The following is a 25,804-nucleotide window of genomic DNA, read 5'->3' as shown; positions in this document are numbered from 1 at the left end:
TGTGTCGGCCCGGGGGGTTGGGCGGAGCGATTGGTTCCGCAGGGGGCCGGGGTCGGGCCGGAGTTGGAGGCGGGCGGAGGGCGGCGTCACGGCCGGTGAGGACGGAAGCGGTCGTCGACGGTCGTTGGCGGTCGTCGGCGGTCAGATGAGGAAAGGGAGAAAGGAGAGGAAAGGGAGGAAAGAGAGGAAGGGAACAGGCTCAGCCCTCGGACGGATGCGCGGGCTCGCCCAGGAGGTGGGAGAACCGGTTCCAGCGCGCCATCTCGCACCCGTTCACCCTGGTGAAGTCCGTGTCGACCGGGCGCCCGGCCCACGTCCCGCTCACATGCGCCCGCTCCGGACCGCCGTAGATCATCGTGCACTGCGCGTCGGCCGGCACCGGGGCGAAGAGGTCGCGGTCCCAGCGCGTCTGCCCGTCGAGCTGGTCGCACGCGCCCTGCGGGTCGGGGACGGTGCCGAACGTCGGGTGGCAGTGGAGCTCGTACCGGCCGTCGTTCCGTCCGCTGTCGACGATCACGACGGTGAGGTGGTCCCATGGCGTGCTCCCCGGCGCGCTTGCCGGCGTGCTCCCCGGAGCGTTCCCCGGCCCGGGCGCCGACCCTGCGCCCGGGCCTGGCAGCGGCGCCCCCGTGGCCGGCACCGCCCCGGGCCCCGGCGGGACCGGCAGCGGGCGGGCGGCGGCCGGCGAGGCACCGATCAGCGGGAGCAGCAGCGGTACGAGCGCGGCCGCCGCCAGGGCGGGACGGCCGGCGGGACGGCCGGAAGGGCGGGGCCGGGTACGGGGACGGTGGAGCGGCATGCGGGGACTCCGAGGGTCGCGGGGTGGTGCGGCCCGGCGGACCGGCCGCATCCTCACCCCTCTAACGCCCGGATGCGCCGTGCGTTGCGCGCCCGGAACCGCTTTGCCCGGGGGCCGTCGGGCCCGGTACCGTAGAGTGCGATTGGTGGCGAGCCCCAGGGCTGTGTCATCATCTGCACGCAACATCCGCGCACGCGTGGGTGTGCTGGAGGCGTCGCCTAGTCCGGTCTATGGCGCCGCACTGCTAATGCGGTTTGGGTCTTAAAGCCCATCGAGGGTTCAAATCCCTCCGCCTCCGCAGCCGGGAGCCCCGGCCGTCGATCCGACGGCCGGGGCTTTTCCGTGTTTCCGCCTCGGCGGTGGCTCCTCGGGGTTCCCCAGGGGTTTCCGCGATGTTTCCGCAGGTCAGAGGGGGTTGCGGCAATGGATTTCGCCTCACGGCGCAGTTCATGTAATGTTGTTCCCGCAACGCCGACCGGCAAGAAAGACCGCCGGGAAGCCAAGCGCTCGTAGCTTAACGGATAGAGCACTTGACTACGGATCAAGAGGTTGCAGGTTCGAATCCTGCCGAGCGCACAGCCGAGAGGCCGGTGCCACAGTGTTGGACCCGGTCTCTCGACCGTCGCGGGGTGGAGCAGCTCGGTAGCTCGCTGGGCTCATAACCCAGAGGTCGCAGGTTCAAATCCTGTCCCCGCTACTCGATCCGAAGGCCCGGTACCCAGGTACCGGGCCTTCGGCGTTCCCAACCCGGACCGGAGTCAAACCCGGGCCCGGCCCGGCCGCGCCGAAGGGAGCTCCATGCGAGACGACGACGTACGGCATGGCGGCAGACGGCACGACGGCGTACAGCCCGATGACATCGGGCACGAGGGCGTACTGCCCCACGACACATGGCACGACGACACATGGCACGACGGCGTACCGCCCGACGGCGTATGGCGCGGCGGCGCACGCCCCGGCGACCTGCCGGACGACAGGATTCCCCGCTTCTGGCGCGACCTCGGGCTCCCGGGCCTGATCGACGTGCATACCCACTTCATGCCCGAGCGCGTCCTTACCAAGGTCTGGTCCTACTTCGACGCGGCCGCGGAGGCGATCGGCCGCTCCTGGCCGGTCACCTACCGGGACGCGGAGGACGACCGGGTGCGCACCCTGCGCGCCTTCGGGGTGCGTGCGTTCACGTCGATGATCTATCCGCACAAGCCGGGCATGGCGGACTGGCTCAACGCCTGGGCGGCGGACTTCGCGGCCCGTACGCCGGACTGTCTGCACACCGCCACCTTCTTCCCCGAGCCGGGAGCCGTCCGGTCGGTCCGGACGGCGCTCGACGCCGGTGCGCGGATCTTCAAGGCGCACCTTCAGGTGGGCGCGTACGACCCGTGCGACCCCCTGCTGGACGGGGTGTGGGGGCTGTTGGCGGAGGCGGGTGTGCCGGTGGTGACGCACTGCGGTTCCGGTCCGTTGCCGGGGCCTTTCACCGGGCCGGGGCCCATCGGGCGGGTGCTGGCCCGGCACCCGGGGCTGCGGCTGGTCGTGGCCCACATGGGCGTCCCCGAGTACGGCGCCTTCCTCGATCTGGCCGAGCGGTATCCGGGCGTGCACCTTGACACGACCATGGCGTTCACCGACTTCATCGAGGACGTCGCGCCGTTCCCCGTCGGGGAGCGCCCGCGGCTGGCGGCGCTGGGGGACCGGATCCTGTTCGGCAGCGACTTCCCTAACATCCCCTACGGGTACGGGCACGCCCTGGCCGCCCTCACCCGGCTGGGGCAGGACGACGACTGGCTGCGCGGGGTGTGCCACGACAACGCGGCGCGACTCCTCGGCGTCCCGGGCCCGGACGAGGGCGGTGCGCCGGCCGCCGGATGACCGCGGCTGACTCCCTTTTCCATCCCGCGGCTCCCCCTGCCCCCCCGGCGGATTCTCAGACGTTTCCCAGACGGCGGAAAGGCGGCTCTCAGGGGCCCGGCGCACGCTCATCAGCATGACCATCGCATCGACGGAAGCGCGCCCCCGCCCCGCCCTCGGAGCCCCAAGTGCCCGGCCCCGCCTGGTCGTAGGCGATCTGGTCCTGGACGAGGCGAACCGTGAGGCGGTCCGCGGCGGTACGGCGATCCCGCTGACGGCGACGGAGTGCGCGCTGCTGCGCCAGCTCATGCGGGAGCCCGGCCGGGTGCTCAGCAAGACGCTGCTGCTGGACCGGGTCTGGGCGCACTCCTTCGGCGGGGGCGGCCGGGGCGACCGGGGCAACGTCGTCGAGCTCTATATCTCCTATCTGCGCAAGAAGATCGACGCCGGCCGGCCGCCGATGATCCACACCCGGCGCGGCATGGGGTACGTCCTGAAGCCGGCGGTGGCGGTCTGAGCGTCGCCCGGAAGGCTCTTCTACGGCGTATGGCAAATTCCCTGTACACCGTAGAAGCGCTCCCTGTACGGTGTAGACCGATCACGTCGGTCCGCCCTGCAAGGAGCTCGCCATGGCGGCGTCCACCCCTGTCGCGTCACCCTCTTCGCACACATCCCACCCCGCCCGTCACCCCACCCGCTGGGTGATCCTGGGCGTCATATGCCTCGCGCAGCTCACCGTGCTGCTCGACAACACCGTTCTCAATGTGGCGATCCCGTCGCTCACCACGGAGATGGGCGCCGCGACCGCCGACATCCAGTGGATGCTCAACGCGTACTCGCTGGTGCAGTCCGGTCTGCTGCTCACCGCCGGCAACCTCGCCGACCGCTACGGCCGGAAGAAGATGCTGGCCGCCGGGCTCGCGCTGTTCGGCCTGGGCTCGCTCGGCGCCGGACTGTCGGAGACGACGGGCCAGTTGATCGCCGCGCGGGCCGGCATGGGCGTCGGCGGCGCGCTGCTGATGACCACCACGCTCGCCGTGGTCGTCCAGGTCTTCGACGACGAGGAGCGCACCAAGGCGATCGGCATCTGGGGCGCGGTGGGCTCGCTCGGCTTCGCCTGCGGGCCGCTGATCGGCGGCACCCTCCTCGACCACTTCTGGTGGGGCTCGATCTTCCTGGTCAACATCCCGGTGGCGGTCATCGGTCTGATCGCCGTGCTCAAGCTGGTGCCCGAGTCGAAGAACCCGGCCGGCGACCGCCCCGACTACCTCGGTGCCCTGCTCTCCACCCTCGGCATGACCGGCATCGTCTTCGCGATCATCTCCGGTCCCGAGCACGGCTGGACGTCCGGCCGGGTGCTGCTGTCCGGCGGCGCCGGCGTCCTGATCATGGCCGCGTTCGTCCTCTGGGAGCTGCGCATCCCGTACCCCATGCTCGACATGCACTTCTTCCGCAACCGCCGCTTCGTCGCGGCCGTCATGGGCGGGATCCTGGTGGCGCTCGGCATGGGCGGATCGTTTTTCCTGCTCACCTCGCACCTCCAGCTGGTGCTGCACTACGGCCCGCTGGAGACCGGGCTGCGGATGACGCCGCTGGCCCTGATGATCGTCGTCCTCAACCTCACGGGCGTCGGCGCCCGGCTGATGACGAAGCTCGGCGGCCCGCTCACCATCGCCGGCGGTATGACACTGCTGGCCGCCGGCCTGGCCGTGATCGCCTGGACCGGCGCGCACGGGTACGGCGGGATGCTCGCCGGCCTGATCCTGATGGGCACCGGCATCGCCCTGGCCACGCCGGCCATGGCCACCGCGATCATGTCGGCCATCCCGCCGGAGAAGGCCGGGGTCGGCGCGGGCGTCAACGGCACGCTCCAGGAGTTCGGCAACGGGCTCGGTGTCGCCGTCCTCGGCGCGGTGCTCAACTCCCGCTTCGCCGCGCTGCTCCCGGCCGTCGCCGCCGGGGCCGGCTCGCTGCCGGAGGCCCTGGGCGAGGCCCGGACGGCCGCGCAGCGCTCCGCGGTGCAGGACGCGTTCGCGTCCGGTGTGCAGGCGGGCCAGCTGGTCGGCGCGGCGGCCGTGCTGGCGGGCGGCGTCGTGGCGGCCCTCCTGCTGCGCAGGGCCGAGCGGGCCGACGCCGCGCCGGCCGCCCCGGCGGGGCCGGGTGTTTGAGAGCGGTGCGGCCGGCAGGGCCTAGCATCGAGGACGGAGCAGCGAAGTGGTGGAGAGGGAACGCATGGCCGGCGGCAATCGCGCGGGGAACCCGAGGACCAGCATTTGGCTGGCCGAGGAGAAACCCTCCCCGCGGCGCAGGGCGTCCGCCGACCGGTCCCGGGAGCAGCCGGGCTCGCTGGACCGTGAGCGGATCATCGCGGCCGCCATCCGCCTGCTCGACGCCGAGGGGCTGGCCAAGTTCTCGATGCGCCGCCTGGCCGCCGAACTAGGGGTGACCGCCATGTCGGTCTACTGGTACGTCGACAACAAGGACGACCTCCTCGAACTGGCCCTGGACGAGGCGAACGGCGAGATCGCGCTCCCCGACCCGGACGCCGCGGACGCCGACTGGCGCGACCAGCTCCGGCACCTCGCGTGTGAGTACCGCGGGCTGCTCACCCGGCACCCCTGGGTGGCCCGGCTCGTCGGCCAGTACCTCAACATCGGCCCCAAGGCGATGCGGTTCTCCGACGTCACCCTCCGGGTGCTCCGGCACAGCGGGGTCGAGCCGAGCCGGATCGCGGGTTCGCTGGGCGCCCTCTTCCAGTTCGTCTACGGCTTCGCCACCGTCCAGACACTCTACGAGGAGCGCTGCCGGGCGGCCGGCGTCGATCAGGACCAGTACTTCAAGGAGATCACGGACACGGTGACCGGGCGGGCTGACTTCGCGGACCGGTACCAGGAGAGCGTGGAGATGGCGCACAGGATGCGCGACGGGTTGCTCGACGACATGTGGGAGCGTGATTTCGCCATCGGGCTGGACACGGTGATCGCGGGCATCGAGGTGATGCGGGGCCGGGCGCGGGACTAGGCGTCGTCGTAACGTCCCCTGTCCCGAGGCGGTGAAGTCCCGGCCGCGCGGCTCGGAAGACTCCGTACGGCCTGGAAACGGTGAAGGCCCCCGTCCGCGAAGGAGATTCCTTCGCGGACGGGGGCCTTCACCGTCCTCACCATCGGTGAGCGGAAAAGCACTCGGCCCCGGAAGCCGCGCGCAGGCCGTCCCCTGCCTTGTGTGCGCACCGCTTCCGGGGCCGTTCGCCCGGGGTCATGTCATGCCGTTCGGCCCCGGGCCGCCGGCCGGTCGTCCCCGCTCGTGGACGTCCGGCCGGAGTCTGTGAGGCGTGGGCCTCAGGCGGCGTTCGCCGGCTCGGTGTCCTTCGCCGGGGCGGAGGAGTCCGCCGGCGCGCCGGGCCGGCCCTTGAGGGCCACTTCCTTGATGAACAGGGTCAGCAGGAAGGCGACCAGCGCGGTCGGGGCGGCGTAGGTGAAGACGTCGCCGACGCCGTGCCCGTAGGCGTTCTCCATGATCGAACGCAGCGGCTCGGGCAGGTGCTTGACGTCCGGGATGCCCCCGCCGCCACCGGCCTGCTTGGCGATGGCCGCGCCCTTCGGGCCGAGGGCGGTCAGACCGTCCTTGACGTAGTCCGTGACCCGGTTGGCCATGACCGCGCCCAGCGCCGAGACGCCGACCGCACCACCGAGGGAGCGGAAGAACGTGACGACGGAGCTGGCGGCGCCGAGGTCCTTGGGGGCGACCTGGTTCTGCGCGGCGAGCACCAGGTTCTGCATCATCATGCCCATGCCGAGGCCCATGAGCGCCATGTAGCAGGCGAGCTGCCAGTACGGGGTGTCGTACCGGATGCTGCCCAGCAGGCCCAGACCGGCGGTGAGCAGGACGCCACCGGAGACCAGCCATGCCTTCCAGCGACCGGTCTTGGTGATGACCTGACCGGAGACGGTCGAGGAGATGAACAGGCCGGCGATCAGCGGGATGGTCATGACGCCGGACATGGTCGGCGTCTTGCCCCGCGCGAGCTGGAAGTACTGCGAGAGGAAGACAGTGGCGCTGAACATCGCCACACCGACGAAGAGGCTCGACGCCGAGGCGAGGGCGATCGTCTTGTTGCGGAACAGCCGCAGCGGGATGATCGGTTCGGCGGCCTTGGACTCGACCAGGATGAAGATCGCGCCCAGCAGGACGGAGCCGCTGACCATGACGGCGGTCTGCCAGGACAGCCAGTCGTAGTTCTTGCCGGCCAGGGTCACCCAGACCAGCAGCAGCGTGGCGGCGGCGGATATGAAGAACGCGCCGAGCCAGTCCACCTTCACCTGCCGCTTGACGACCGGGAGGTGCAGGGTGCGCTGGAGCACGATCAGGGCGAGGACAGCGAACGGCACACCGACGTAGAAGCACCAGCGCCAGCCGAGCCAGCTGGTGTCGGTGATCACGCCGCCGAGCAGCGGACCGCCGACGGTGGCGACGGCGAACGTGGCGCCCAGGTAACCGCTGTACCGGCCGCGCTCGCGCGGCGAGATCATCGCGGCCATGACGATCTGGGCGAGGGCCGACAGACCGCCGACGCCGATGCCCTGCACGACACGGCAGGCGATGAGCATGCTCGTGTTCTGCGACAGACCGGCCACCACGGAACCGGCGACGTAGACCACCAGCGCGGCCTGGACCAGCAGCTTCTTGCTGAACAGGTCGGAGAGCTTGCCCCACAGCGGCGTCGACGCGGTCATCGCGAGCAGCGCGGCGGTGACGGTCCAGGTGTAGGCGGACTGGCTGCCGTGCAGATCGTGCATGATCTGCGGCAGCGCGTTGGAGACGATCGTCGACGACAGGATCGCCACGAACATGCCGAGCAGCAGCCCGGACAGCGCACGCATGATCTGGCTGTGCGTCATGTCGATGCCGGGGGCGTCGGACGGGGCGTGATCGGTGTGGCTGTCCCGCACACCTGACGGTGTGGTCTTGGCCATGGACTTCCTTTTCGTGATGCTGTCGGGCGGTCAGTGGGGTGTACGGGCCGACGGGCAGGCCGCGAGGTCGTGCGCCGGGGAGGCCCCGCCGGGGGCGACGGGCCGGTGGCACTCGCCGAAGCTCTCCCGGAGCCGGGCGAGCAGACCGACGATCTGGGCGATCTCCGCGTCGCTCCAGTCACCCAGGCAGTGCGCCAGGGCCTCGGTGTAGCGGGCGCTGACGTCGTCCAGCAGCGCCTCGCCGCTGGGGGTGAGGCGCAGCAGCCGGGAGCGCTTGTCCAGCCGGTCCGGCTGCCGGTCGAGCCAGCCCCGTTCCGCGGCGTACGCCACGTGGCGGCTGGTCACCGACATGTCGACGACCAGGAGCTCCGCGAGCTTGCTCATCCGCATCTCGCCGTACCGCTTGAGCAGGGTGAGCACGATGACCGAGGTGGGCGGGCAGTCGGGGGGAAGGACCCGGGCGAGGCCGCGCTTGATGACGCCGATGGCGCTGAGCTGCTGGGCGAGCTCCTGGTACTGCTCGTGCGCGGCCAACGGATCCTCCCGTTTTAAGTTGCTTAGGGCAACCATAGAGGTTGTTGGTTGCTGAAGGCAAACGAAAAGCGGTAAAGGCGAGGTCAAGTTCAACGATAAAACGATGAGTGAAGGGGGTGTGACGGAGTGCGGCGCCAGGACTGTTCGTAGCGGTGGGTGTCCGCGCCGGCCCCAGACGCGGAGAGTGCCGCCCCGCGCGCGGGGGCCGGGCCGTCTTCGCTAGGGTCCTGGTCCATGGCCAACCCCCATCAGCAGCGTCCCGAGGGCACCTACGACCCCGCGGGCAGCACTCAGATGTTCCGCGCCTTCGTCGACGAGGGCGCTCCCGGGCCCCGCGCGGCCGCTCCGGCGAGCCATGGGCGCTCGTCCTCGTCCGGTCCCCGGGTGGGAGTGATCCTCGGCGTCGTGGCGGCGCTGGCGGTCGTGGCGGCGGTCGCCTGGCTCGCGCTCGGCTGACACGGGGGCGTGACGGACGCGGGGGCGCGGCTCACGCGGCTGGCGCGGCTGGGGCTTGTGTTCGGCTGACGCGAGGGCGCGGTTGAGGCGTGGGTGTGGCTGAGGGTCGCGCTCGGCCGGAAGCTCGTCCTCGGCTGACGCGAGGGCGCTGGTGAAGCTCGTGCTCGGCTGACACGGGAGGCGCGGCTGAGGCTCGCGCTCGGCCGGAGCTCTTCCCCGGCTGACAAGAGAGCGCGGCCAAGGCTCGCGCGCGGCTGACACGAGGGCACGGTTGAGGTCGGGATACGGCTCTTCATGCTCGCCCCCCGAAGCCCTTTCAGCCCGCTTTCTGCCCGCCGCTTCTGATGTGCGCGACGCACACGAGGCGTACCGCCCGTCGCCCGGGAGCGGGGTGTCCGCCGTGCGGGAGGAGGCATCGGCTCTGCGGCCGTCCCCGGAGGGGGTGGCGGGCCGGCGCCGGAGGCGCCGTGTACCTGCCGGACGGCCCGGCGGCCCCCGCCGCGACCTGCGTGTCGCGGTCCGCCGCTGCCGTACCGGGGTCGGTCGACCGGTGGTCCGTCCTGCCTGCGAGTGGGTGGGTGGTGCGGTTCAGTCGGAGATGAGGCCCTCACGGAGCTGGGAGAGCGTCCGGGTGAGCAGCCGGGAGACGTGCATCTGGGAGATGCCGACCTCCTCGCCGATCTGCGACTGCGTCATGTTGGCGAAGAAGCGGAGCATGATGATCTGGCGCTCGCGCGGGGGCAGCTTGGCCAGCAGCGGCTTCAGCGACTCCCGGTACTCGACGCCCTCCAGTGCCGTGTCCTCGTAGCCCAGCCGGTCGGCGAGCGAGCCCTCGCCGCCGTCGTCCTCCGGCGAGGGGGAGTCCAGCGAGCTGGCCGTGTAGGCGTTGCCCACCGCCAGCCCGTCGACCACGTCCTCCTCGGAGACGCCCAGGCACAGCGCCAGTTCGGGCACGGTGGGGGAGCGGTCCAGCTTCTGCGCGAGCTCGTCGCTGGCCTTGGTCAGGGCGAGCCGCAGCTCCTGCAGGCGCCGTGGCACCCGCACCGACCAGCTGGTGTCCCGGAAGAAGCGTTTGATCTCGCCGACGACCGTGGGCATCGCGAACGTCGGGAACTCCACCCCGCGTTCGCAGTCGAACCGGTCGATGGCTTTGATCAGTCCGATGGTGCCGACCTGGACGATGTCCTCCATCGGCTCGTTGCGGCTCCGGAACCGCGCCGCCGCGTAGCGCACGAGGGGGAGGTTGAGCTCGATGAGGGTGTCACGGACGTACGTACGCTCGGCGCTGTCCCGGTCCAGGGCCGCCAGCCGCAGGAAGAGGGAGCGGGAGAGGGTGCGGGTGTCGATGGCTTCGCAGTCGTCGAGCACGGCGTGCGGTGCGTCGTTGGTGAGCACCTTCGCGCTGCCCAGGTCTACGGACATGCCACCCCCTTGAGGTCGCGGACGGATCACAGCACAGCCCCGGCCGCGGATTCGGCCGAGGGTGCAGCCCCCACCTGAATACCGGAGGCTGCGCTGTGGCAAACGCAGTTCCAGCAGAATGTCACATGTCGGCAACGCGCTGTAGCGTCAAGTCGACATATCTGCCGGGGAGTCCGGAGAGGGTGTCACCCACAAGGGTTAGGCGTCGATACGGTTTGCGGATCTCAGCCGGGCGAAGCTCCGGGAGAGCAGCCGCGACACGTGCATCTGCGACACCCCCAGCTCCGCGCTGATCTGCGACTGCGTCAGATTGCTGTAGTAGCGCAGCAGCAGGATGCGTTGCTCCCGCTCCGGCAGCTGGACGAGCAGGTGGCGCACCAGATCGCGGTGTTCGACCCCGGCCAGCGCGGGGTCCTCGTACCCGATCCGGTCCAGCAGGCCGGGCAGGCCGTCGCCCTCCTGGGCGGCCTCCAGCGAGGTGGCGTGGTAAGAGCGCCCGGCCTCGATGCAGGCGAGCACCTCGTCCTCGCCGATTTTGAGCCGCTCGGCGATCTCGGCGGTGGTCGGCGACCGGCCGTGCAGCACGGTCAGGTCCTCGGTGGCGCCGTTGACCTGCACCCACAGCTCGTGCAGCCGGCGCGGTACGTGCACGGTCCGCACGTTGTCGCGGAAGTAGCGCTTGATCTCGCCGACGACGGTGGGCATCGCGAACGTCGGGAACTGCACCCCGCGGTCGGGGTCGAAGCGGTCGATGGCATTGATGAGACCGATGGTGCCGACCTGGACGACGTCCTCCATGGGCTCGTTGCGGCTGCGAAAACGCGCCGCGGCGTACCGCACGAGGGGGAGGTTGGCTTCGATGAGGGCGGCGCGCACGCGGGCGTGCTCCGGTGTGCCGGGCTCCAGGGTGGCGAACTTCTTGAAGAGCACCTGCGTCAGCGCCCGGGCGTCCGCGCCCCGGCTCTCCCGCGTCTGCGGTTCCCGCGGGGTCTCCTGCTGAACTTCAGGCCGGGCTTCCGGCCGGGCTTCCCGGCGGGTCTCTCGCGGGATCTCCGGCGCGATCTCCCGCTGGGCCCCCCGCGGTGGCGGGGGGTTCTCTTCTGACGCCGACGTCTCCTCTGACGCTGTACGGGCCGGCACGGTCACACCACCCCTTCGCGGTCAGCTCCAGGTCAACTCATCCGTCAAAAGCGGTCATAGCATCACAAGACATGTCCACTGTGTGCAAGCACCGCATAACGCCGTGTTGACCACGCGAAAAAGGCCCCTCGCCGTGGTGGCGAGGGGCCCGTGCCGGGGCTCCGGCGGGGAATGCGGCTCAGAACGGATAGTCGGCGATCACCCACGTGGCGAACTCTCGCCACAGGCCGACACCCGCCTGGTGGGCCGGGTGGTCGAGGTAGCGCTGGAGGGCCTCGGCGTCCTCGACGGCGGAGTTGATCGCGTAGTCGTACGCGATCGGGCGCTCGGAGACGTTCCAGCCGCATTCCCAGAAGCGGAGCTCGGGGATCTCCCCGCCCAGCTTCTCGAACGCCTGGACGCCGGCGAGGACGCGGGGGTCGTCGCGCCCGACGCCCTCGTTGAGCTTGAACAGGACGAGGTGACGGATCATCGGATGGCCGCCTTCCGGACGACGGGGTGCACGAAGGGGGACGCGGGACCTGTGGCACGTCGGCCCGCGGCGCACGGAGGCTCCGGACGGCGGGAGCTCACTTGATCAGCTCGGTCATGAACTCGCCGATGCTCTTGGCGGCGTCCGAGATCCCCTCGAAGCCTATCTGGACGAGCTCCGCCGCCCTGGCCGGGGAATGGATGATCGTGTAGCCGATGAAAACGGCGAGCACCCAGAACGTGATCTTCTTGGCCTGCGCCATGCCGCTGCCGCCTCCCCGTCCGCCTTCTTCCGTCGAAGTCCCCCGTAGCGCTTGCGAGAGTCTATCCGTACAGATGGACGAAGCCGGGAGAGAGTGGGTCCGGTGCGGATCGCCGGGGGATTTCGCGGACGGCGTCCCCTGACGGCGGTCGCTCACACCACCTTTAAGGACTTAAGCCCCGGCGAAGGGGGCCCTTCGCCCACCCGTCCGCCGTTTCCCGGAGCGGAGGATGGGGGAGTGCCCGCCGGATCTGGCAGGAATCCGACGGGCCTGGGACAAGGAACCCCTCTGCGGGGTCCGGGCCGCGAGCTTCCCCCTGACTGCGGCCCGTACTCGGGGTCCGTGTCCTCATGGGGGGAAGCGGCTTGTCCCCCCGATGCCGCTTCCCCCCGCCTTCTCCCCCTCTTCTCCGGTGCGCGGAGTCTTCTCCGGTGCGCCGAGTCTTCTCCGGTGTACGGAACTTCTCCGGTGTGCGGAACCCGCTGCCTTCTCTCCTCCCGCTTCCGGTCATGCCCGTGCAATTCCGCCGATTCCGCCGCCCGAATCCGCACAACCCTCTCGGCGGTACCGCGAAAGTTTCCAACACGGATGAACTCTGGGTCAGTTGAGGTGAGAAGAGCCCGGCACCGGGGCACCAGAAAGGCACACGGCCCGAGGCGCTCACCGGCTCGCCGGAGCGGCCGTCCCGGTGCTGTCACGTGGGAAACGGGATCCGGTGTGCTGCGGTACCTGAGTGAGGGAGAACGGTGAGGTTCGCATGGGCGGGTACGAGCTCGCCTTCACCATGCGGGAGCGTGTGGCGGGGGGAGCGGTCACCATTGAACTGTCCGGAGAGATCGACATCCTGGCCGAGCAGGAGCTCGGCCCCCGGCTGGAGGCCCTGGCCGGCCGTCGCCGCGCCGACCTCGTCATCGACCTGCGCGGTGTGACCTTCCTCGACGCGAGCGGCCTCCGCCTGCTGCTCCGCGCCCGCAACCGGGTGGCCCGCGGCGGCGGCCGGCTGCGGGTGGTGCGGGGTGGCCCGCGCGTGTCCAAGGTGATCCGCATCGTCCGCCTCGAGCCGGCCTTCCACTGGCTCGACGCGCCCCCGGGCCCGCCGGCCGGGCTCGGGGTACCGGGCACGGCCGGCGCCGCCGCGCCGGAGGCTTCCGGCGCTCCGGGTGCGCCCGTGACGCCGGGCAAGGCGGCCGGCGTCCCCGCCGCTTCCGACGAGGACGAGGTGCCATGCGGGCGGGACGGAAACGTCCCGGCGTAGCGGACGGACGCACGGACGGAGGGTGGTGCGGGGGTGGCCGAATAGGTGCCCTCCGTCCACCCCCCACGCCGTGCGCCCGAGGGCTCCGCGATGGCTCTGCCGGAGCCAACTCGCTTGCTGTGGCGCCAATATGACGCCATAGTGGCGTCATGGACCTCACCCCCTACGTCGACACCCTCCGCCAGGAGCTCGCGGTCGCCGCGAGCGCGGGCGGGGACGACGCGCGTGCCCTGGCCGAACGGCTGTCCGCGCCGCTGGAGTCGGCCGCCCGGCTCACCCTGCTGAACGCGCTCTCCACCGCCATGGAGGAGGTCACCCGTGACCTGGCGCCGGGCTCGGTCGACGTACGGCTCCGCGGCCTGGACCCGGAATTCGTGGTGACGCCGCCGCCGGCCCAGGGGCCCTACGCGGAGGCCGCGGCGCCCGGCGCCGCCCTGCCGCCGGCCCCCGCCCAGGGCGACGGCGACGAGGGTGGCACCGCCCGCGTTAACCTGCGGCTTCCCGCCCACCTCAAGGCGCGGGCCGAGGAGGCCGCCGCCCAGGAGGGGCTGTCGGTGAACGCCTGGCTGGTCCGGGCCGTCGCCGCCGCATTGGAAGCGGGCGAGCGCGCCGGCCGCCCGGCCGGGCCCACGCGGCACCGGGGCCAGAGCTTCACGGGCTGGGTCCGCTGACCCGGCGCGGATCCGCATACGCCTGACGCCATCTTGGCGCCATCATGGCGCCGCGCCGCCATCTCGCCGTATCCCTTCACCCGCCCGCCTCCCACCCAGTCATGAGGACGGCACAGCCATGCCCATTTTCGAGACACCCCAACCCGTCGGCGCCACCGTCGAGTTCGACATCGGACTGCTCCGGCTCATCGCCGGCGACCGCGGTGACACCGTGGTCGAGGTCCTGCCGACCGACCCCGGGGAGGAAGCGGACGTCCGGGCGGCCGCGCAGACCCGTATCGCCTGCTCGGACGGCGCCCTGCTGGTCAAAGGGCCCCGGCAGCGGTCGCTGTTCGGCCCGACCGGCTCGGTCGAGGTACGGATCGAGCTGCCGGCCGGCTCCGACGTCCGGGCCACCGCGCTCATCGGCGACCTCCTCTGCGAGGGCCGCCTCGGCGACTGCCGGCTGAGGACCTCGACCGGGCACGTCCGCGCCGGCGAGACGGCGGCGGCGTGGCTGCGGACGAGCCACGGCGGCATCCGGCTCGACCGCGCGCGGGGCGACGCCGAACTCGTCGGCGCGGGCCCGATCGACGCGGGAGCGATCGGCGGCACCGCCACGGTCAAGAACCTCAACGGCGAGACGGCGCTCGGCGAGGTCGGCGGCGACCTCCGGGTCAGCTCGTCGAACGGGCCCATCACCGTCGGCACCGCGCGCGGGGACGTCGACGCGCGGTCCGCCAACGGCGGCATCCGGCTGGACGAGGTGGTCCGCGGCCGGGTCACCCTCCAGTCCTCGGCCGGCGACCTGGAGGTCGGCATCGCCCCGGCCACGGCCGCCTGGCTCGACGTCGACACCCGCCTCGGCAGCGTCCGCAATCTGCTCAGCCCGTCGGACGGCCCCGGCGGGGCCGAGCACACCGTCGAGGTCCGCGCCCGCACCGGCATCGGCGACATCGAGATCCGCCGCCCCTGACCGTCCGCCCGCTCGTGACCTCTCACCCACAGAAGGGCAGAACGTCATGAACGCACCACCGACATCACTCGTACCACCCGGCACCGCAGCGATCAGTGCCACCGGCCTCCGCAAGTCCTACGGCGGCCGGCCGGTGCTGGACGGCATCGACCTGAGCATCCCCGAGGGAACGGTCTTCGCGCTCCTCGGCCCCAACGGCGCCGGCAAGACCACCACCGTACGGATCCTCTCCACACTCATCGCCCCCGACGCCGGGCAGGCCCGGGTCGCGGGCCACGACCTGCTCCGCGAGCCCGACGCGGTCCGCGCCCGCATCGGCGTCACGGGCCAGTTCTCCGCCGTCGACAACCTGCTCACCGCCCGCGAGAACATGACGCTCATGGCGGACCTGCACCACCTCGGCCGCCGGGAGGGCCGCCTCCGCACCGAGGACCTCCTGGACCGCTTCGACCTGACCGACGCGGCCGACCGGACCGCCGCCACATTCTCCGGCGGCATGCGGCGCAAGCTGGACCTGGCCATGACGCTCGTCGGCGCGCCGCGCGTCGTCTTCCTCGACGAACCGACCACCGGCCTCGACCCGCGCAGCCGCCGCGTCATGTGGGAGATCATCCGGGAACTGGTCGACGACGACGGCGTGACGGTGTTCCTGACGACGCAGTACCTGGAGGAGGCCGACCGGCTCGCCGACCGCATAGCCGTCCTGGACGGCGGCCGCCTGGTCGCCGAGGGCACCGCCGGGGAGCTGAAGCGCCGGGTGCCCGGCGCCCACATCAGCCTCCGGTTCGCCGACGCCGACGGACTCGCGGCGGCCACGACGGCGTTCGGCACCGGCACCGCCGACCACGACGACCTCACCCTGCGGATCCCCGGCGACCACAGCGTCCCCACGCTCCGCGCCGTCCTCGACGTCCTGGACCACGCGGCGGTCCGCGCCGAGTCGCTGACCGTGCACACCCCCGACCTCGACGACGTCTTCCTCAGCCTCACCGGCCGTCCGAAGGAGCCCGTACGGTGACCGCCCCCTCTCATGCCGTCGCCGACTCCCTGACGATGCTGCGCCGCAACCTCAAACACGCCCGGCGCTACCCGTCCCTGACCGTCTCCGTCGTCATGACGCCGGTGCTGATGCTGCTCCTGTTCACCTACGTCTTCGGAGGCGCCCTCGGCGCCGGCATCGACGGCCCGGCCTCCGGCGGGGAGTACGTCGACTACCTGGCGCCCGGCATCATCCTCATGGCCGCCACGTCCGGCGCCCTGGTGACCGCCGTCGGGGTCTGCGTCGACATGACCGAGGGGATCGTCAACCGCTTCCGGACGATGGCGATCTCGCGCTCCGCCTTTCTCACCGGCCATGTGGCCGGCAGCGTCATCCAGACCCTGCTGAGCATCGTCTGCGTCGTCGCCGTCGCCCTGCTCGTCGGCTTCCGGCCGCACGCGGGCCCGGTCGAATGGCTCGCCGCCGCCGGTCTGCTGACCCTGCTCACCTTCGCCCTCACCTGGCTCGCGGCCGGCATCGGACTGGTGGCCAGGAACCCGGAGTCGGCCAGCAACATCCCCCTGCCCCTCCAGTTCCTCCCCTTCCTCGGCAGCGCCGTCGTCCCCCCGGAGTCCATGCCCTCGGGCCTCCGCTGGTTCGCCGAGTACCAGCCCTTCACCTCCGTCAACGAGACCCTGCGCGGCCTCCTGACGGGCACGGAGATCGGCACCAGCGGCATCACCGCGGTCGCCTGGTGCCTCGCCCTCACCCTGACCGGCTACTTCTGGGCCCGCACGGTCTTCCACCGCGGCGCGGCCGCCGATCGGCGGGCATGACCACGAAAAACGCCGAGGGCCCGACACGATCACACGGATCGGGTCGGGCCCTCGGGCTTGAAGCGGTAGCGGTGGGATTTGAACCCACGGAGGAGTTGCCCCCTCACACGCTTTCGAGGCGTGCTCCTTAGGCCGCTCGGACACGCTACCGAGAGAGAGCTTAGCGGACGAGTGGCCGTGGTCCGAAATCGGTTCTTCGGAGACCCGGGCGGAGGGGGCTCAGCGGGTGCGGAAGAAGTCGGTGAGGAGGGCGGCGCACTCGTCGGCGAGGACGCCGGTGATGACCTCGGGGCGGTGGTTGAGGCGGCGGTCGCGGACCACGTCCCAGAGGGAGCCCGCCGCGCCCGCCTTGGCGTCGGCGGCGCCGTAGACGACGCGGTCGAGGCGGGAGAGGACGATGGCGCCGGCGCACATCGTGCACGGTTCCAGGGTGACGACCAGGGTGCAGCCGGACAGCCGCCACTCGCCGACGGCGCGGGCGGCCTCGCGGACGGCGAGCACCTCCGCGTGGCCGGTGGGGTCGCCGGTGGCCTCGCGTTCGTTCCGGCCGCGGCCGATGACCGTGCCGTCCGGGGCCAGGACGACGGCCCCGACCGGGACGTCACCCGTCCCGGGGGCCCGCGCGGCCTCCTCCAGGGCGGCCCGCATCGCGGGGAGCCAGGGATCGCGGACGGGGTCGGGACCGGGCGGGCGGCCGGGGGCGGCGTCGTTCATGGCACCAGTGTGGGCGAGCCCCGCCGGGCCGCACTCCCCGCGCCCCGCGCCCCCGCGGCCGTCAGCGGACGGCCTCCAGGACGTCGGTGCAGCCGAGGGCGTCCGCGATCTCGCTGAGGGCGTCCCCGGTCAGGGCGAGCAGCTGCCGTTCGCCGATGCCGATGTCCTCCAGCAGCCGGGGGTCGCCCAGCGGACCGCTCGGCACCGCCGTCCCGGCGGCGTCCGCGGTGTCGGCCTCGTCCTCTGCGGGCTCCGGCTCGCCGTCCTCGGTGCCGTCGAGGTCGAGGGTGTCGAGGTCGTCGGCGTCGCTGTCGTCGCGGCCGACGATCTCGTCGACGAGCATGGAGCCGTAGGAACTCCGCTTGGCGAGCAGGCTGTCGGAGAGGAAGATCCGCGGGTCGTCCTCGCCGTCCACCCGGACGATGCCGAACCAGGCGTCCTCCTGCTCGATCAGCACCAGGACCGTGTCGTCGGCGATCGAGGTCTCACGGGCCAGGTCGACGAAGTCGGACAGGGTTTCCACGTTGTCGAGGTCTGTGTCGCTCGCTTCCCACCCGTCGTCGGAGCGCGCGAGCAATGCGGCGAAGTACACCGTGACTCTCCCACTGGTCATAGGCGGTGCCGGGCCGGACGGGGACAGCACCCCGCCCACTCGGAATCGTGGCAGAAACCCGGCCGTTGCGAGAGGTCTTCCGCGCTGCGTCGTGCAGTAGTCCGAGAGATTCCCGGGACTTTTCCGGGGACGATCCGGGGGCGCGGACCCGTGGGGGCGCCCCCGGACGGCCATCCGGGGTGTGTTCGGGGGCCGTCCCGGAGCGCCTTCCGGGAAACGGCGGCGGGACGCGCGAAACGGCGGCGGCGTGACGGCCGTCACCGGGACGGCGGCGGCCGCCGCCCGCTCAGCTCACCAGCCGCCGCCCGCTCAGCTCACCATCTGAACGTCCGCATGCGCATCTGCTGGCGCATGCGCGCCGCCCGCGCGCGGCGCGGCTGCACCCGGTCGCGGAGCTCCCGGGCCTCGTTCAGCTCACGGAGGAACTGGGCGCGCCGGCGCCGCCGCTCCCCGTCGTCGTCCAGGGGGGTGTCCGGGTCCTGCGGGCGTTCGCGGGAGCGCTCCCGGGGACGCTCCCTGGGCCGTATCCCCGAAACCGCCGGTTCCGCCGGGCTTTGGGGGCCCTTACGGGCTCCCGGTCCGCGTTCGTCACGCTCGGCCATGCGCAGCACCACCTCGTGCCGAGGGTCTCGCCCGGCGGAGCAGGCCGGGCGTACGTGCCCACTTTCCCCCTGAGCGGTGGTGTGATGCCACCGTGGGGCCGGGAGCCGGTGTCCGAAAGCTCGGATAATGTCGATGTCATGCGGATCCACGTCGTCGACCACCCGCTGGTGGCGCACAAACTCACCACGCTGCGCGACAAGCGCACCGACTCCCCCACGTTCCGGCGGCTCGCCGACGAGCTGGTCACCCTGCTCGCCTACGAGGCCACGCGGGACGTGCGGACCGAACAGGTCGACATCGAGTCGCCGGTCACCGCGACCACCGGCGTCAAGCTGTCCCACCCCCGCCCGCTGGTGGTGCCGATCCTCCGGGCCGGTCTGGGCATGCTCGACGGCATGGTCCGGCTGCTGCCCACGGCCGAGGTCGGCTTCCTGGGCATGATCCGCAACGAGGAGACCCTCAAGGCGGAGACGTACGCGACGCGGATGCCGGACGACCTCTCGGGCCGCCAGGTGTACGTGCTCGACCCGATGCTGGCCACCGGCGGCACGCTGGTCGCGGCGATCCGCGAGCTGATCGGGCGCGGCGCCGACGACGTCACCGCCATCTGCCTGCTGGCCGCCCCCGAGGGTGTCGAGGTCATGGAGCGCGAGCTCGCCGGCACCCCGGTGACCGTCGTCACCGCCTCCGTGGACGAGCGCCTCAACGAGGACGGCTACATCGTGCCGGGCCTCGGGGACGCGGGCGACCGGATGTACGGGACGGCCGGCTGAGCGACCGGCTGGTTCACCGGTCGGTCAGGCAGTGCTCGGTCAGCCCGTGCTCGCTCAGCACTTCGCCGCGCTCTTCGAGGGTGCCGGGGACGACGGGGCCGGTCGCGGCGCGGCCGGTGCCCGGCTCGCGCCCGGCGCGGGCCTGAGCTCCTTGAAGCCGGTGCCGATGATCAGGTCGATGTCCGTGCCCTTGCGGACGTCGCTCTTCACCGTCGCCTCGCCGACCTGCTCCTCCAGGACGCGCATCGCCCCTTCGGCGTCCTCGGGCGGGCCCAGCAGCAGCGCCGTGCCCTCGACGTTCTTGTCGTAGGGCGCGGGGGCGTTGCCGACCTTGCCGATGCGGAAGCCGCGTGCCTTCAGCTCGTCCGCGGTCGTCTTGGCCAGGCCGCTGCGCGGGGTGGCGTTGTAGACGTTGACGGTGATGTCGCCGGGCCGGGGCAGTTCGCGGGGCGCCGGCCGGCCGGCGGCCCTGGCGTCCGTCGTGTCGCCGTGCCCGTCCCGGCCGCAGTCGGCGCTCTTCCGGGCCGCCTGCGGGGAGCCGCTCCCGCCGCCCGAGAAGACGTCGACGAGCTGGACCGTCCCCCAGCCGCCCAGCCCCAGGACGGCGACCGCGGCGACCGCGGCGAGCACGACCCTCCGCGGGTTCCTCGGCCGGCGCATATGCGGGAACCGACGGCCCGTGATGCGGTACTTGCCGCCCATGCCAGGAGGGGTGAGCATGCTCATGGGCGCAGCGTAGTGCGGGCGGGGGCCGGTGCCTACTAGATGATCAACGGTTGCGCCGACCCCAACCCAAAAGGGCCAATAACGGCCGGAAACGGCCGTGAACGAAGGGGCCGGAGGGGCGGACGGCCCCTGCCGGAGCGATGACCGGACCGGTACGCGACCGGTTCCGGGGGCTCAGTCCAGTTCGAGCACGCGGGCGTGCAGCACCTGGCGCTGCTGGAGCGCGGCGCGCACGGCGCGGTGCAGGCCGTCCTCCAGGTAGAGGTCGCCCTGCCACTTCACGACGTGGGCGAAGAGGTCGCCGTAGAAGGTCGAGTCCTCCGCGAGCAGCGTTTCCAGGTCGAGCTGCTGCTTGGTGGTCACCAGCTGGTCAAGGCGTACCGGGCGCGGTGCGACGTCCGCCCACTGGCGGGTGCTTTCCCGGCCGTGGTCGGGGTACGGCCGACCGTTTCCGATGCGCTTGAAGATCACACGGAAAGCCTACCGGGCCGGTGGTGCCGAGCGCAGCCATGGCACGGGAGTCGGAAGGCGACAATCGGCCGCATACCGGGACCCGCGGCCCGTTCAGCGCTTCGGCGGCGCCGGCTTTCCCCGTTCCCTCTCCTGTTTCGCCTTCTGCTTGGCCGCCTGCTTGAAGGCCCGGACCTCGCGCAGGGAGTCGGGGCCGGTGATGTCCGCCACCGAACGGTGGCTGCCCTCCTCGCCGTACGGGCCCGCGGCCTCCCGCCAGCCGTCGGGGCGCACCCCGAGCCGCTTGCCCAGCAGGGCGAGGAAGATCTGTGCCTTCTGCCGGCCGAATCCCGGCAGGTCGGTGAGGCGGCGCAGCAGTTCGGGACCGGTGGGCACGTCCCGCCAGACGGCGGCGGCGTCACCGTCGTACCGCTCGGCGAGGTGGCGGCAGAGCCGCTGGATCCGCTCGGCCATGGCGGCCGGATAGCGGTGGACGGCCGGCTTGGCGGCGCAGAGCTCCGCGAACGCCTCCGGGTCGTACGCGGCGATCTCGTGCGCGTCGAGGTCGTCACGGCCGAGCCGCCGGGCGAGGGTGTACGGGCCGGTGAACGCCCATTCCATCGGGATCTGCTGGTCGAGCAGCATCCCCACCAGGGCGGCGAGCGGGCTGCGGGAGAGCAGCGCGTCGGCGTCCTCCTGCTGGGCGAGCCGGAGGGTGTGCTCCATGGGACCGATGGTCTCCCGGGAGCGTGTGCTCCGCATGTGCGGGCGGGGGCGGTTCATCACTCCATCGGCGTCACTCCATCGGCGTCACTCCACCGACGTCACTGCACCGACATCACTCCACCGCATCACTCCATGGACAGGAGCAGCCGCTCGACGCCCTTGGGGTCGGTCCGGAGGCCGTCCCGGACCTGCCGGGCGAACGGGTCGGGGAAGATCTCCTCGTCGCCGGCCTCGATGCCGTCGGCGATGGCGCGGGCCGCGTCGGCGGCCGACGCGGTGGGGACGGCGCCGAGGTTCTTCAGGTGACCGGCGGCGTAGCGCAGCATGTCCGTCTCGACGGGGCCCGGGAAGACGGCGTGCACGCTGATCTCGCGCGGGGCGAGGTCCACCCGGACGGCCTGGGTGAGCAGGGCGAGCGCGGCCTTGGACGCGGGGTAGGCGCCCATCGCCGGGGTGCCGGCGAAGGCGCCGACGCTGATGACGTTGGCAACGGCGCCGCCGCCGTTGCGTTCGACGACGGGCGCGAAGGCGCGCAGGACGAGGAGGGTGCCCAGCCAGTTCGTCCGCATGACCGCCTCGACGTCGGTCAGGTCCATGTCGAGCAGGTGGCCCATTCCGTGCCGTCCCGCGTTGTTGACCAGGAGCGTCACGTCGGGCGCGGCCTCGGCGGCGGCCGTGACGGCGGCCGGGTCGGTGATGTCCAGGGTGAGCGGGACGATCCGGTCCGGGGCCTCGGCGGCCAGCGGTTCCAGGGACCGGGGGTCGCGCGCGGCGGCGTGTACGCGGGCGGCGCCGCGGGACAGGAACTCGCTGACCAGGGCGCGCCCGATACCTCGGTTGGCGCCGGTCACCAGGGCGACGGCTTCGTTGATCCGCACGGTGGCTCCTTCGCGTCGGCCGACGACCCACTCGGTACCCACGCGGGAGCGGGGTCCACACCTGTGGAGTCCGCGGGTGTGGACCCCGCGTCGCGAGGGCGGGCGCGCGCCCGGCGCGGCGGAGCCCGTACGTCCGGCTGCCGCGGTGGGCGGGGAGCCGGCGGAAGGGGTGAGGAAGTCGCTAGAGCGACCGTTCTAGTGGTGCTACTGTGACTCCTGTCTGGATAGAACGTTCGTTACAGACGAGCGTGCCCAAGCGATTCCTGTGGGGGAAGTACGTGGAAACCAAGCGCATCACCGTGAACGGCGTCGAGCTCGCCTACGTCGAGCAGGGCGAGGGCCCGCTCGCCCTGCTCCTGCACGGCTTCCCGGAGACGCCGGGGATGTGGCGGCACCTGATGCCGGTGCTGGTGGAGGCCGGATACCGGGTCGTGGCCCCGTACATGAGGGGCTTCGCGCCGAGCCAGGTGCCGGCGGACGGCAGCATGCTGATGAAGGACCTGGTCGCGGACGCCAACGCGCTGCACGAGGCGCTCGGCGGCGACGGGAACGCGGTCATCATCGGGCACGACTGGGGCGGCTTCACCACCTGGGGCGCCGCGGCCCTGGCCCCCGAGCGCTGGTCGAAGGTGGTCGTGGCCGACGTCCCGCCGCTGCGGTTCTACGAGCGCCGGGCGGCGGTCCCCGAGCAGATCCACAAGAACAGCCACTTCTACTTCTTCCAGATGGACGTCGCCGACCAGCTCGTACCCGTGAACGACTTCGGCTACATCGACTGGCTGTGGCAGCACTGGAGCGGCGACGTCCCCGGCTTCGACCCCGCCGAGGACGCGAAGGCCGGCAAGGACGCCCTGCGCGACCCCGCCAACCTCCGGATGGGCCTTGGTCTCTACCGGCAGAACTTCCCGTCGGACAAGTTCGGCACCGCCGAGTGGGAGATGGGCCACCTGCTGGCCGAGCTCCCGACGCAGCCGACCCTCTACCTGCACGGCAGTGAGGACCCGGTCGTCGACGAGGAGATCCTGGCCGACATCGTCGCCGCGCTCCCCGAGGGGTCGGACGGCGCGCTGCTGCGGGGCGTCGGTCACTTCCCGATGGTGGAGGCGCCGGAGGAGGTCAACAGGCGGATCATGGCGTTCCTCGGCAAGTAGGCGTCTCTACGCAGTGAGTACGTCCTGCCCGGCTCCCGTCTTCGCCCGCACCTCCCGCGCCACCTCGCGGGCGGTGCGGGCGAAGGCGTGCACCGCGCCGGTGGTGTCCCCGGCGCGCCACACCAGCCCGTAGTCCACGGGCGCCGCGTCCTCGAACGGCAGGTACACGACGCCCGGGCGGGCGTAGTACGTGGCCGTGTGCGCCGCCGTCAGCAGGGCCCCCTTGCCGCCCGCGACGAGCATCAGCGCCTCCCGCAGGTTGGTGACCCCGGGGCCCCGGCCGATCGGGCGGCCGCCGGGGGTCCGCGCCGGGACGTGGTGCTCCAGCAGGTAGTCGGGCAAGGGCCCGGCGATCGTCAGGAGTTCGACGTCCGCGAGGTCCTCCAGGGAGACGGCCGTCCGTGCCGTCAGCGGGTGCCCGTCGGCCACCGCGAGCACCCGGGCCTCCGTGAACAGCACCGGGCTCCCGCCCAGGTCGTCCTCGCGTACCGGGAACTCCTGCAGCTGGATGTCGAAATCCCCCTTGCGGAGCTGCCCGTAGGGGTCGGAGAGTGGTACCTCGCACAGCTCCACCCCCAGGCCGGGGCGGGCCGCGCGCAGCGCCTCGGCCGCCTTCATGGCGATCTCGCCCGCCAGCGGCCCGGTGAACCCGACGTGCAGCACCCCGCTGACCCCGCGCGCCGACGCGGTGGCCCGGGCGACCGCCGCCTCGATCGCCCCGTGGTGCGGCGCCACGTCGTCGCGGAACCGCCGGCCCAGCGCGGTGAGTTCCACGCGCCGGCTCGTCCGGACGAACAGGGGCGCGCCCAGCCGCCGTTCGAGCCGCTGGACGAGCTGGCTGATCCGTGCCCTGGACAGCCGCATGCGGTCGGCGGTGCGGCCGAAGTGGAGTTCCTCGGCCAGGATGAGGAAGCAGTCGAGTTCGTCGCGTTCCACGGATGTCCCCCCGGATGGCCCTCGGCAAGCCGTGATCGGTAGGCCTTGATCGGTAAGCCTTGATCGGTAAGTCTGGCTGAACGAACGTCGCGTTCTTCGCCGTTGTTCCCCCAGGGGCGCCGGACGGAGGGTGGGGCTCTGAATCCCTCACCTCACCTCCCCTCCCACCACCGAGGAATGCACATGTCTGCGCGTCAATGGGGCGTCCTCCTCGTCCTGTGCGGTGCCGTCTTCCTGGAAGGCATCGACGTGGCCATGCTCAACGTGGCCCTCCCCGTCATCCGGGCCGACCTCGGCCTGTCCACCGGCGAGCTGCAGTGGGTGATGAGCGCCTATGTGCTCGGCTACGGCGGCCTGATGCTGCTGGGTGGCCGGGCGGCCGACCTCTTCGGGCGCCGCCGGATGTTCCTCTCCTGGCTGGCCGTGTTCCTGCTCTTCTCCGGGCTGGGCGGCTTCGCCACCGAGGGCTGGATGCTGATCACAGCGCGCTTCGTCACCGGCGTCGCCGCCGCGTTCATCACCCCGGCCGGGCTGTCCGTCATCACCACCGGCTTCGCCGAGGGCGCCGAGCGCGACCGCGCGCTGCTGATCTACTCCGGTACCGGCGCCGGCGGCTTCTCGCTGGGCCTGGTCGCCGGCGGACTGCTGGGCGCGGCCGACTGGCGGTGGGTCTTCTTCGCCCCGGTCGCCGTCTCCGCCGTCCTGCTGGCCGCCGCCCTGGTCCTCATCCCCCGGTCGCCCCGCCCGGAGCGGGCGCCGGGGGAGAGCCTGGACCTGGCCGGGGCCGTCACCGTCACCGCCGCCATCGTGCTGCTCGTCCTGACCGTCGAACGCGCCGCGCACGGCAGCCCGTTCACGACCGCGGTCACGGCGGCCGCCGGGCTCGGGTTCCTCGCGGTCTTCGTCGCGGTGGAGCGGCGGGCGACGTCCCCCCTCGTCCGGCTCGGCATCCTCCGCGGCCCGCTGGTCCGCTCCAACCTCGTCGCCCTGCTCTTCGCGGCGGGCTTCTTCGGCTTCCAGTTCCTCGTGGTGCTCTACCTCCAGGAACTGCGCGGCTGGTCCACGCTCCGGACGAGCTTCGCCATGATCGTCATCGGGATCGACGCCATCCTGTCGCCCACCCTGACCCCGCGCCTCGTCCGGCGGTTCGGCAACCCCCGGCTCATCCTCGGCGGCATGCTCCTCGCGGCGCTCGCCTACGCCCTGTTCCTGCCGGTGGGCGCCGACTGGACATACGCGCTGATGCTCCCGAGCCTGGTCACCCTCGGCCTGGCGTTCTCGCTGGCGTACGGGCCGCTCACCATCGTCGCCACGGAAGGCGTCGCCGAGGAGGAGCAGGGGCTCGCGGGCGGACTGCTCTACACCTTCTTCCAGTTCGGCGCGGCGCTCGGCCTCGCCGGGGCCACGGCCGTGAACATCGCCGCCACGCCGTCGTCCGGATCCCCGGCCGACCTGCTCGACGGGTACCGTGCGGCGCTCCTCGTGCCGTTCGGCGCGGCCGTCCTCGCCGCGGTGGTGGCGGCGTTCGGGCTGCGGGGCCGAACGGGGGAGGTCGCGGCCGCAGGCGTGGATGTGGACGCGGGCGCGGGTTCCGGTACGGAGGGGGCGGTACGGGCAACGGCCGCCCCCTGA

27 protein-coding genes, 4 tRNA genes and 1 pseudogene are annotated in these 25,804 nt (G+C 72.0%); 16 read left to right on the top strand and 16 right to left on the bottom strand.

The window, feature by feature from the left end; translation table 11 throughout:
• Positions 1–199 precede the first annotated feature (199 nt).
• Positions 200–799 (bottom strand): SSI family serine proteinase inhibitor, encoded by a 600-nt coding sequence (locus K7I03_RS15570; protein ID WP_185942448.1) that lies wholly within the window; start codon positions 797–799, stop codon positions 200–202.
• A gap of 207 nt (positions 800–1,006) precedes the next feature.
• Between K7I03_RS15570 and K7I03_RS15565 the strand changes: the two genes are divergently transcribed.
• From K7I03_RS15565 to K7I03_RS15535, 7 genes and pseudogenes are all read left to right on the top strand, one after another.
• Positions 1,007–1,097 (top strand) — tRNA-Ser (locus tag K7I03_RS15565).
• A gap of 205 nt (positions 1,098–1,302) precedes the next feature.
• A tRNA-Arg gene (locus K7I03_RS15560) sits at positions 1,303–1,375 on the top strand.
• Positions 1,376–1,422: 47 nt separating this feature from the next.
• A tRNA-Met gene (locus tag K7I03_RS15555) sits at positions 1,423–1,496 on the top strand.
• A gap of 101 nt (positions 1,497–1,597) precedes the next feature.
• Complete coding sequence (locus K7I03_RS15550; RefSeq protein WP_185942447.1) at positions 1,598–2,668, top strand: amidohydrolase family protein; 1,071 nt, start codon at positions 1,598–1,600, stop codon at positions 2,666–2,668.
• Positions 2,669–2,849: 181 nt separating this feature from the next.
• Positions 2,850–3,164: pseudogene (locus K7I03_RS15545) on the top strand (winged helix-turn-helix domain-containing protein); the annotation flags it as partial.
• Between the two features lie 112 nt (positions 3,165–3,276).
• Positions 3,277–4,815, top strand: a complete 1,539-nt coding sequence (locus tag K7I03_RS15540) for an MFS transporter (protein WP_185942446.1) — start codon at positions 3,277–3,279, stop codon at positions 4,813–4,815.
• Between the two features lie 64 nt (positions 4,816–4,879).
• Positions 4,880–5,668 carry a TetR/AcrR family transcriptional regulator gene (locus K7I03_RS15535; RefSeq protein ID WP_185942445.1) on the top strand — a complete coding sequence of 263 codons (789 nt, stop codon included), beginning with the start codon at positions 4,880–4,882 and terminating at the stop codon, positions 5,666–5,668.
• A 317-nt stretch (positions 5,669–5,985) separates the two neighbouring features.
• Here the strand turns inward: K7I03_RS15535 and K7I03_RS15530 are convergent, their stop codons facing one another.
• Both K7I03_RS15530 and K7I03_RS15525 read right to left on the bottom strand, forming a co-directional pair.
• Positions 5,986–7,620 carry an MDR family MFS transporter gene (locus K7I03_RS15530; protein ID WP_185942444.1) on the bottom strand — a complete coding sequence of 545 codons (1,635 nt, stop codon included), beginning with the start codon at positions 7,618–7,620 and terminating at the stop codon, positions 5,986–5,988.
• A 30-nt stretch (positions 7,621–7,650) separates the two neighbouring features.
• Entirely contained in the window at positions 7,651–8,154 is a 504-nt protein-coding gene (locus K7I03_RS15525) for a MarR family winged helix-turn-helix transcriptional regulator (protein ID WP_185942443.1), read from the bottom strand.
• Positions 8,155–8,388: 234 nt separating this feature from the next.
• Between K7I03_RS15525 and K7I03_RS15520 the strand changes: the two genes are divergently transcribed.
• On the top strand, positions 8,389–8,610 hold the full coding sequence (locus tag K7I03_RS15520) for a hypothetical protein (RefSeq protein ID WP_185942442.1): 222 nt from the start codon (positions 8,389–8,391) through the stop codon (positions 8,608–8,610).
• Positions 8,611–9,198: 588 nt separating this feature from the next.
• Here the strand turns inward: K7I03_RS15520 and K7I03_RS15515 are convergent.
• From K7I03_RS15515 to K7I03_RS15500, 4 genes are all read right to left on the bottom strand, one after another.
• Positions 9,199–10,032, bottom strand: coding sequence for an RNA polymerase sigma factor SigF (locus K7I03_RS15515; protein ID WP_004943124.1), 834 nt, complete (start codon positions 10,030–10,032; stop codon positions 9,199–9,201).
• A gap of 198 nt (positions 10,033–10,230) precedes the next feature.
• Positions 10,231–11,082: an RNA polymerase sigma factor SigF gene (locus K7I03_RS15510; RefSeq protein WP_185942493.1), complete on the bottom strand. Its 852-nt coding sequence runs from the start codon at positions 11,080–11,082 to the stop codon at positions 10,231–10,233.
• 268 nt (positions 11,083–11,350) lie between these two features.
• A complete protein-coding gene (locus K7I03_RS15505) occupies positions 11,351–11,644 on the bottom strand; it encodes a Dabb family protein (RefSeq protein WP_185942441.1) in 294 nt (97 codons plus the stop codon).
• Between the two features lie 97 nt (positions 11,645–11,741).
• A complete protein-coding gene (locus tag K7I03_RS15500) occupies positions 11,742–11,906 on the bottom strand; it encodes a hypothetical protein (protein ID WP_004943131.1) in 165 nt (54 codons plus the stop codon).
• Positions 11,907–12,663: 757 nt separating this feature from the next.
• On the opposite strand from K7I03_RS15500, the gene K7I03_RS15495 reads away from it, so the two are divergent.
• The 5 genes from K7I03_RS15495 to K7I03_RS15475 all read left to right on the top strand — a co-directional run bounded on the left by K7I03_RS15495 (position 12,664) and on the right by K7I03_RS15475 (position 16,602).
• Complete coding sequence (locus K7I03_RS15495) at positions 12,664–13,161, top strand: STAS domain-containing protein (protein WP_185942440.1); 498 nt, start codon at positions 12,664–12,666, stop codon at positions 13,159–13,161.
• A 149-nt stretch (positions 13,162–13,310) separates the two neighbouring features.
• Positions 13,311–13,832 carry a YlcI/YnfO family protein gene (locus K7I03_RS15490; RefSeq protein WP_185942439.1) on the top strand — a complete coding sequence of 174 codons (522 nt, stop codon included), beginning with the start codon at positions 13,311–13,313 and terminating at the stop codon, positions 13,830–13,832.
• 118 nt (positions 13,833–13,950) lie between these two features.
• On the top strand, positions 13,951–14,787 hold the full coding sequence (locus tag K7I03_RS15485; protein ID WP_185942438.1) for a DUF4097 family beta strand repeat-containing protein: 837 nt from the start codon (positions 13,951–13,953) through the stop codon (positions 14,785–14,787).
• 46 nt (positions 14,788–14,833) lie between these two features.
• On the top strand, positions 14,834–15,805 hold the full coding sequence (locus K7I03_RS15480; RefSeq protein WP_185942437.1) for an ATP-binding cassette domain-containing protein: 972 nt from the start codon (positions 14,834–14,836) through the stop codon (positions 15,803–15,805).
• Entirely contained in the window at positions 15,802–16,602 is an 801-nt protein-coding gene (locus tag K7I03_RS15475) for an ABC transporter permease (protein WP_185942436.1), read from the top strand. The genes K7I03_RS15480 and K7I03_RS15475 overlap by 4 nt, the downstream gene beginning before the upstream one ends.
• A 63-nt stretch (positions 16,603–16,665) precedes the next feature.
• Here the strand turns inward: K7I03_RS15475 and K7I03_RS15470 are convergent.
• The 4 genes from K7I03_RS15470 to K7I03_RS15455 all read right to left on the bottom strand — a co-directional run bounded on the left by K7I03_RS15470 (position 16,666) and on the right by K7I03_RS15455 (position 18,531).
• Positions 16,666–16,752: transfer RNA gene (locus tag K7I03_RS15470), tRNA-Ser, on the bottom strand.
• A 69-nt stretch (positions 16,753–16,821) separates the two neighbouring features.
• Positions 16,822–17,316 (bottom strand): tRNA adenosine(34) deaminase TadA, encoded by a 495-nt coding sequence (gene tadA / locus K7I03_RS15465; RefSeq protein ID WP_185942435.1) that lies wholly within the window; start codon positions 17,314–17,316, stop codon positions 16,822–16,824.
• A gap of 61 nt (positions 17,317–17,377) precedes the next feature.
• Positions 17,378–17,908 (bottom strand): tRNA adenosine deaminase-associated protein, encoded by a 531-nt coding sequence (locus tag K7I03_RS15460; protein ID WP_185942434.1) that lies wholly within the window; start codon positions 17,906–17,908, stop codon positions 17,378–17,380.
• A 335-nt stretch (positions 17,909–18,243) separates the two neighbouring features.
• Positions 18,244–18,531, bottom strand: a complete 288-nt coding sequence (locus K7I03_RS15455; RefSeq protein WP_185942433.1) for a hypothetical protein — start codon at positions 18,529–18,531, stop codon at positions 18,244–18,246.
• A 138-nt stretch (positions 18,532–18,669) separates the two neighbouring features.
• Between K7I03_RS15455 and upp the strand changes: the two genes are divergently transcribed.
• Positions 18,670–19,305 (top strand): uracil phosphoribosyltransferase, encoded by a 636-nt coding sequence (gene upp, locus K7I03_RS15450; protein ID WP_185942432.1) that lies wholly within the window; start codon positions 18,670–18,672, stop codon positions 19,303–19,305.
• A gap of 54 nt (positions 19,306–19,359) precedes the next feature.
• Here the strand turns inward: upp and K7I03_RS15445 are convergent, their stop codons facing one another.
• The 4 genes from K7I03_RS15445 to K7I03_RS15430 form a co-directional block, all read right to left on the bottom strand.
• On the bottom strand, positions 19,360–20,031 hold the full coding sequence (locus tag K7I03_RS15445; RefSeq protein ID WP_221902864.1) for a LytR C-terminal domain-containing protein: 672 nt from the start codon (positions 20,029–20,031) through the stop codon (positions 19,360–19,362).
• Positions 20,032–20,205: 174 nt separating this feature from the next.
• The gene (locus K7I03_RS15440; protein ID WP_004943146.1) at positions 20,206–20,502 is read right to left on the bottom strand and encodes a type II toxin-antitoxin system VapB family antitoxin; all 297 of its coding nucleotides are present in this window, start codon (positions 20,500–20,502) and stop codon (positions 20,206–20,208) included.
• Positions 20,503–20,595: 93 nt separating this feature from the next.
• Positions 20,596–21,207, bottom strand: a complete 612-nt coding sequence (locus tag K7I03_RS15435; protein WP_185942431.1) for an HhH-GPD-type base excision DNA repair protein — start codon at positions 21,205–21,207, stop codon at positions 20,596–20,598.
• A gap of 125 nt (positions 21,208–21,332) precedes the next feature.
• Entirely contained in the window at positions 21,333–22,085 is a 753-nt protein-coding gene (locus tag K7I03_RS15430) for an SDR family NAD(P)-dependent oxidoreductase (protein ID WP_185942430.1), read from the bottom strand.
• Between the two features lie 248 nt (positions 22,086–22,333).
• On the opposite strand from K7I03_RS15430, the gene K7I03_RS15425 reads away from it, so the two are divergent.
• Positions 22,334–23,236, top strand: coding sequence for an alpha/beta fold hydrolase (locus K7I03_RS15425; RefSeq protein ID WP_224347066.1), 903 nt, complete (start codon positions 22,334–22,336; stop codon positions 23,234–23,236).
• 6 nt (positions 23,237–23,242) lie between these two features.
• Here K7I03_RS15425 and K7I03_RS15420 read toward each other — a convergent pair whose 3' ends face one another.
• Positions 23,243–24,172, bottom strand: a complete 930-nt coding sequence (locus tag K7I03_RS15420; RefSeq protein ID WP_185942429.1) for a LysR family transcriptional regulator — start codon at positions 24,170–24,172, stop codon at positions 23,243–23,245.
• 183 nt (positions 24,173–24,355) lie between these two features.
• Between K7I03_RS15420 and K7I03_RS15415 the strand changes: the two genes are divergently transcribed.
• Positions 24,356–25,804, top strand: coding sequence for an MFS transporter (locus tag K7I03_RS15415; RefSeq protein WP_185942428.1), 1,449 nt, complete (start codon positions 24,356–24,358; stop codon positions 25,802–25,804).

The organism is Streptomyces mobaraensis (assembly GCF_020099395.1).
In the GTDB taxonomy this organism is placed as follows: domain Bacteria; phylum Actinomycetota; class Actinomycetes; order Streptomycetales; family Streptomycetaceae; genus Streptomyces.
The sequence above is the reverse complement of the archived record's forward strand: the minus strand, read 5'-3'. Positions and strand labels throughout refer to the sequence as shown.